At 40.6% G+C, this 7,011-nt stretch carries 4 protein-coding genes; all 4 read right to left on the bottom strand.

The features are described from left to right. Positions 1-410 precede the first annotated feature (410 nt). A complete protein-coding gene (locus ABIL39_12055) occupies positions 411-650 on the bottom strand; it encodes a hypothetical protein (GenBank protein ID MEO0166859.1) in 240 nt (79 codons plus the stop codon). A 442-nt stretch (positions 651-1,092) separates the two neighbouring features. Beyond that, positions 1,093-2,520, bottom strand: coding sequence for an amidophosphoribosyltransferase (gene purF / locus ABIL39_12050; GenBank protein ID MEO0166858.1), 1,428 nt, complete (start codon positions 2,518-2,520; stop codon positions 1,093-1,095). A gap of 1 nt (position 2,521) precedes the next feature. Further along, on the bottom strand, positions 2,522-4,024 hold the full coding sequence (guaA, locus tag ABIL39_12045) for a glutamine-hydrolyzing GMP synthase (protein MEO0166857.1): 1,503 nt from the start codon (positions 4,022-4,024) through the stop codon (positions 2,522-2,524). A gap of 149 nt (positions 4,025-4,173) precedes the next feature. Next, the gene (locus ABIL39_12040; protein ID MEO0166856.1) at positions 4,174-6,843 is read right to left on the bottom strand and encodes a M1 family metallopeptidase; all 2,670 of its coding nucleotides are present in this window, start codon (positions 6,841-6,843) and stop codon (positions 4,174-4,176) included. Between the last annotated feature and the right edge of the window lie 168 nt (positions 6,844-7,011).

The raw sequence follows: 7,011 nt of genomic DNA, 5'->3' as shown, positions 1-7,011 counted from the left end.
CATTATCATCACTTTCCGTGCCGATTCGTGTCTGAATGATAATCCATAAATCCTAATAACTATATCTTAACCAATATTAATTGTCAAGCACCAACTCAGCAGAATCTTTCACTTTCTTTCAAATCTTCTTTGTTTTTAAACCAATTGACTGTTCTGCTACAGAGAGAAAAACCACAATGATTTACATTACAATTTCTTACGTAGGGGTAAAACCGTATTTGCTTTTTTCTCAGACAAAACGATTGTTTCCCTTCCACGGATCGTTTTGCATTCAAAAATTTGCTATCAGAGAACGATTTAATACCGTCCCTTAATTGCCGACGAATAAAAATTTATTTCACCTTGAGATTTTATTATACTGGGTTATGATATATTAGAAGCAGAGATGGACCAAGAACCATGGTCGCTCTTTAAGTGATGTCGGTTTTCTCCTTGCCGAGACTTTTAATAAGAAATTTTTTCTCGCCGGCTATATCAATTCCTCCGGTGTGTGCGGAGCAGACTATTACATCCTCAAGATAAATGAGTATGGTATCTCGTACGGTCAAAGACCAACGGTATATATCGTGATGAAGACTATTCAATCGCTGCCACGCCAGATCACAACGCTCTCCCTGTGACTGAAATTCGTCTTTTGCCCCAAGACGCAATATCTAAATTCTCCGACTCGTTTCATAGGGTGATACCATCTGGACGAAGCTGCATATCGGGCAGAGTTATTCACATGCCGGTGTATCCGTTAGTTCGCAGATGGTAATTATATTATGCGAGTATCGGGAGTATACACCATTACTTTTGAAACTTAATACACACGGGATACAATATGAGCAAGATATTATGGTTGGGAATACTTTTTTCTTTTTTAACCACTCCCGACATGGACAAAGACCTTTGGTGCAGTAACATTAAATTGTGCTTATCACATCGCCCCCCTCTAGGTTATGGTTACCTTGTCAGTGGTTAAACCTGGGCAATAAGTTATCCGAGAACAATAAACCACAACTGATGGACCTTCTTCACGCCGATCTAAAAGTTTATTCCTCCATGTGATTTAAAATCAACTTCGGAATTTATCTCCCACCTGCTCGGTGCTCAAAAATTTTTAACGGTCATACGTTCCAATTCAATCTTGGTAAGAAAATCATCATTGACGATTGTAGGATATTCACCGGTAAAACAAGCTGTACAAAAACCCATGCTGCCCAAACCCACACCTTTTAACAAACCTTCAACTGTTTGATATATTAGAAGGTCCGCTCCAATATATTCCCTAATTTCCTCAATAGTTTTATTATGGGCAATAAATTCACCCCTGGTCTGCATATCAATTCCATAAAGACAGGGGTATTTTAAGGGGGGTGAATAGACGCCGTAATAAACCTCGCGGGCGCCTGCGCTCCGGATGAGCGCGATTATCTCCTTGGAGGTATTGCCTCGGACGATTGAGTCATCGATGAGCAAAACTCGCTTGTTTTTTATCTCGGATTTTATAACATTCAGTTTCATCCGTACACCCTCAATACGCTGTTGTTGGGTAGGCATTATAAAGGTGCGGTGGACATAACGATTCTTGATAAGCCCTTCTCGGTGTCTGACCTGTAAAACTTCTGCCACCATCTGAGCTGAACCTCGGGCAGTATCCGGAACCGGAATAACCACATCGGGTTTTAAACCCATTTTCAGACATTCTTTTCCTAGCTCTTCGCCCAGCCTCAGACGCGCTTCGTAAACTCCAATACCATCAATCACCGAATCGGGGCGGGCAAAATAGACATATTCAAAGATACAGGTTGCCTTTTTACCTTGAGCGATCAATTGGGAGTAGAAATTTCCCTGCATATCCACAAATATCGCTTCACCGGGCTCGAGATCATGGAATTCGGCAGTCCCCAACATATCAAGGGCTACGCTTTCTGAAGCGCAGACCCAGTTCTCTCCTATCTTTGCATATACCATGGGTTTGATACCGTTTCTATCCCGGAAGGCAAGCAGACCTTTATGCGCAATGATACAAACCACTGCAAAGCTACCGATCAATTTTTCGTAGACTCCTTTTAGCGCCTCAAAAAGCACTTCCGGTTTGAAACTCGTCAAATCTCTCTTAGTCAATTCAATAGAAAGTAGATTCAATATCACTTCTGCATCACAATTGGAATTCAAATAGCGGAGGTTATTATCAATAATCTCTTTTCTCAAATCAAAATAATTCACAAGATTCCCATTATGGGCAAGTGCAATCCCATAGGGGATTGTAAGCACAAATGGTTGGGCATCTTCAACACCTCCAGGTCCCACTGTTGGGTATCGGACATGGCCAATACCCACACTCCCTGTTAGACGTGCCAGATTCTTGGTATTGAAGACATTTGTGACCAGTCCCTGTCCCTTTTTCAAATGAAAAGTTTGTTCAAAAGTAACCGCACCCGCGGCATCCTGCCCTCGATGTTGGAGAGCAAGTAGACCCGGATATATATAATCAATCGCCCGCGTTTTCCCAATAATGCCAATTACGCCACACATCTCATTCCCATTCTATCGTTGCCGGTGGTTTAGAAGTGATATCATAGACCACCCGATTGATACCCTTTACTTCATTTGTTATCCGGCGTGAAACATTCCTAAGAAACTCATCCGGTAATTTCACCCAGTCGGCAGTCATCCCGTCTTCACTGTGGACCGCCCTTATTGCACAGACATTCTCGTAGGTCCTTTTATCACCCATTACCCCAACGCTCCCTAAAGGTAGAAGAACGGCGAATATCTGCCATATCTCCTTGTAGTTTTTTAATTTTTGAGCTTCTTCCTGCAAAATTCTGTCTGCCTGTCTTAAAATTTGAAGTCTCTCCTCTGTCACATCACCCACAATGCGCACTGCTAGACCCGGACCAGGGAATGGCTTACGCTGAATGAATGCTTCAGGCATCTCCAGCCGGCGGGCTATTTCGCGCACCTCATCCTTAAAAAGCATCCTCAGTGGTTCAATAATCTTCAAATTCATCTTCTCAGGAAGCCCTCCAACATTGTGATGGCTTTTTATGACCGCAGATGGACCAATCCCCTTGCCAGATTCTATCACATCGGGATATAATGTCCCTTGGACCAAAAATTCCACCCCTTTTATCTTTTTCGCTTCTTCTTCAAATACTTTAATAAACTCATTGCCGATAATTTTGCGTTTTTGTTCTGGTTCTCTTATACCCTTTAATCTATTCAAAAACCGCCTTCGTGCGTCAACCACTATCAAATTCATGGTGCTCTTAAGGTTTCTCTCAACCTCTTCTCGTTCATTCTCTCTTAATAGACCGTTATCAACAAATATACCAACGAAATTGTTACCAATCGCCCTGGATGTCAGAATGCCTGCAACCGTTGAATCTATGCCCCCGCTTATGGCACATATTGCCTTTTTATCACCAACAGTCTCCCGAATTTCTTTAATTTTGGATTCAATAAACTTCTGCATTGACCAATTTTTCTTTGCCTTACAGATTTTAAAGAGAAAATTATTTATTATTTTTGTTCCATATTGAGTATGCCGGACCTCGGGATGAAATTGGACACCATAATAATTTTTTAACTGAAAAGCCGCCACTGGTGTGGTATCGGTTGCAGCAATAACCTTCGCACCTTTCGGCAATTTAACAACCGCATCCCCATGGCTCATCCAGACCTGAAACTTAGCGGGTAAGCCTGCAAACAGAAGATTATTTTTAATCTTTATCTCTGCCGGACCGTATTCGCGACATCTGACATGTTGTACCCTACCTCCTAATAACTGAGCAATCAACTGCATCCCATAGCAGATTCCTAAAACCGGGAGTTTATATTGAAAGAAATGTCTAAATTTTTTGATATCGCTCTCATAAACACTTCCTGGTCCCCCCGAAAGGATAATACCTTCAAGATCATCCTGTTTAAGATTTTCACAAAAACAACTGAAAATCGCCGAATACACACCACACTCCCTTATCCGGCGGGCGATCAACTGGGTGTATTGAGAACCGAAATCAATGACTGCAATCATAATCAAGTTTATCTAAATCCTTTTAAAAATCAAGAGGCACAAACCTGTTAAGTAAAAAAGGTAATTGCAATCCGATTTCGTCAGATGAAATCAGCAAAGAAAATGGACAAAACAAAGAAGCGCTAATAACTGCCGACCTTCAATATCGATCAAAAATTTACTCCCAATTTCAAAACCTCTACCGACCAGGTTTTAATACCCCAATGATCCAAATGGTTATAAAGAGGTAGGATAAATCCCACCGGTCCTATCATAATCTTAAATCCGATATCATAAGCATAAACTCCCCTTGTTCCTTCATCATGGTAATAACCAAGATCCCCAAAGATTCTGAGTGGAAAGCCCTCCGGAAATTGCAGGTTCAACACCCCGAGATAATCTGTCTTGAGATGATATCCCTGGTATCCAGAGAGATTACCATCTTCTTTGATGTGGATACGTTCCTGCGGTGATGTAGCACCTTTCTGACTGAAAAACAGGTTGGTTAGAAAATTATGACGCAGTCCGCCACACAAAAATATTCTTTCTTGATGCGGCGCCCGACCCCAAATCTTGCCGACAAAAAATCGAAGATAGAGGGGTGCAAAGTATAATTGTGATATTTTCTCCCAGACTGCTGTTAACCTTAAAAACCTCCAATCGGTATTAAAAAATCTATCGGTCCCTGCGCAAGTGATTTCCAGTGTCCAGTGTGGATTACGGTAACCAATTTTATTCTGAATAAGATAATATTGAGCAATTGTCCAATCAACAGAATCAACACTCCCGAATGATTTAAGGTGGTAGTAACTGAAAGAAGTCCTTGCCGTTATCTTCGGTTGAGGGGTCAAGGGAATACCCAGGTCCGTGTCTAATCCGATTTGATATTTTGTTTCATCGCCCCCGGATGTGCCATTTAGAAAAATCCGCGATCGCTTACCTCTTTTAAATACTACCGGGGTCTGATAACCGAAATTGTAGTGATGCTTTTTGCTTTTTGCGCCATAGATATATCCAAACAACCACTGGTTTTTCCCTTTTACAAAATCAAAATCAACAAATTGGGCACCGGCAAGATAAAATCCCGGGGTAAAGCCATCATCGGGATCATACCATAAATAGGGCAGGATGAAAATCTGATAGGTATCAAAGGAGGGCCAGTTTAAAAATGGTTTCAGAGCAATTTTTGGAGGGTAATAATTATTATAACGATTTAGCTCCGGTGTATAACCATAGGGATCAACGACAATTTTTTTTATCTTTTTTGCATCAGAAAAAACAAAAGTATCTATTTGATTTTCAATCTTTAAAATCTGACCGCCATTATCACTCTCCACAAGTAGATCGGTTGGGAGCAAAAAGCTACCTTTATTTTCAACCACCAGTGAATTTTTTGACAATTTCTTTATCTGCCAATCACAGTATTTTGTAGTAAACAGGAAATCATCAAAAAACTGTCTTAAATCCTTACCGCTCGTCTCTTCACAAATACGAATAAAATCCTCAGATCTTGGGTGTTTGAACTTATACATTTCGAAATATCTCTTTAAAATCACATCAAATGTGTTGGTACCTAAATATGCCTCGAGATAGCGTAAAAATAAAGCAGGCTTTGAATATGCTGAAGTTTGATAAGCAAGTGGTACTTTAACAAATTCATATGCTGGGGTCAATATTGGTCTTTCTAATTGGTTGGTCAGGGTGATGTAATACAAAAATTTGTTGATATAGTCGTGAGGCATTGGCGGAATTAATGGTGATTTAAAGAATGAATTATCAACACCATATTTATCTATAAAATACCTTGCTTCAGCATAGGAAGTAAATCCCTCATCAAGCCAGGCTTCGTCCATCTCATTAGAACCAAGCATCCCATAAAACCATTGATGGGCAATCTCATGAATTATCACCAATTCAAACCGCCTTGTCAGATTATCTTCCTTGCCTCCAATGATTACCAAAGTAGGATACTCCATCCCTCCTGCAAAATATCCCTGCACGACACTTAGATTCTTATACGGATATTTACCGAACCATTGATTGTATCTCTTAACCGCCTCCACTGCGTAGTCCCCAGCCCGTGTCCAATTTTTTCGGTCTTTTTTGAAATAATAGACCTCAATCGTAATCCCGTCTACTTCCCGTTTATAAATCTCAAAATTTGGGTCCGCGACCCAAACAAAATCGTGAACTGCTTCCGCCTCGAAATGAAGTATCTTGCGATTTTCAGACCTTACGGAATCCGTCAAAACCCCCGTTCCTGCAACAACATAGTCTACCGGCAATTCAATTGATACCTCAAAATTTCCAAACTCCCCATAGAACTCACCAATGGCGTGATAGCCCTGTAAATGCCAACCTCTTTTATCAAAGACGCAGGGCTTCGGATACCACTGAACGATTTCATAATGTCGGCCCCGATATCCGAGGCGCGAGAAGAGCATAGGAATCTTCAAAACCGCCTCAATCTGCAAAACAATCGAATCTTCCGGCGCAAGTGGTTTGTCAAGCACTACGGCCATGATTGTTTCATCAATAACAAAATCCAATTCCCTCTCTCCGTGACGAACAGAATTTATATCTATCCAACCCCGCATTGACTTTTTGGCTTTTAAAAATTGATATGAACCCATATTTTTAATCTCTTTTGCAAAAGTTGTATTGTTATCCCGATAGGCATTGGCATAAAGATGAAAGTAGAGGGTTTCAAGGCTGTTTGCGGCGTGATTATGGTAAATCAAAGTCTCATTGATTTTTAATATTTGATTTTTCTCGTCGAGCTGACAAAAAATCTTGTAATCAACACGTTGTTGAAAACAGAGAATGAATAAAATGATCATAACTTTTATTATAGCCATCAAGCTAAATTAATCAAGAGCCCGGTGATCTGAGTACTCCTCACTTTTAATCTTCGGTTGGGCATAACTTTTTGAAACAAAAAAGCCACGGGTATTTGGATAAATCCAGCTTATCCAATAATTCTAAACCCAATCGGAAACTGCTTAACA

It is taken from the genome of candidate division WOR-3 bacterium (assembly GCA_039802205.1).
In the GTDB taxonomy this organism is placed as follows: Bacteria; Hydrothermota; Tepidihabitantia; order SM23-42; family JAOAFX01; genus JAOAFX01.
This window is presented reverse-complemented; position numbering and strand designations above follow the sequence as displayed.

Bases quoted from the DNA above. Each gene is read 5' to 3' on its own strand.
- purF (MEO0166858.1), bottom strand. From the start codon at position 2,520: ATGTGTGGCGTAATTGGCATTATTGGGAAAACGCGGGCGATTGATTAT.
- guaA (MEO0166857.1), bottom strand. From the start codon at position 4,024: ATGATTGCAGTCATTGATTTCGGTTCTCAATACACCCAGTTGATCGCC.
- ABIL39_12040 (MEO0166856.1), bottom strand. From the start codon at position 6,843: ATGATCATTTTATTCATTCTCTGTTTTCAACAACGTGTTGATTACAAG.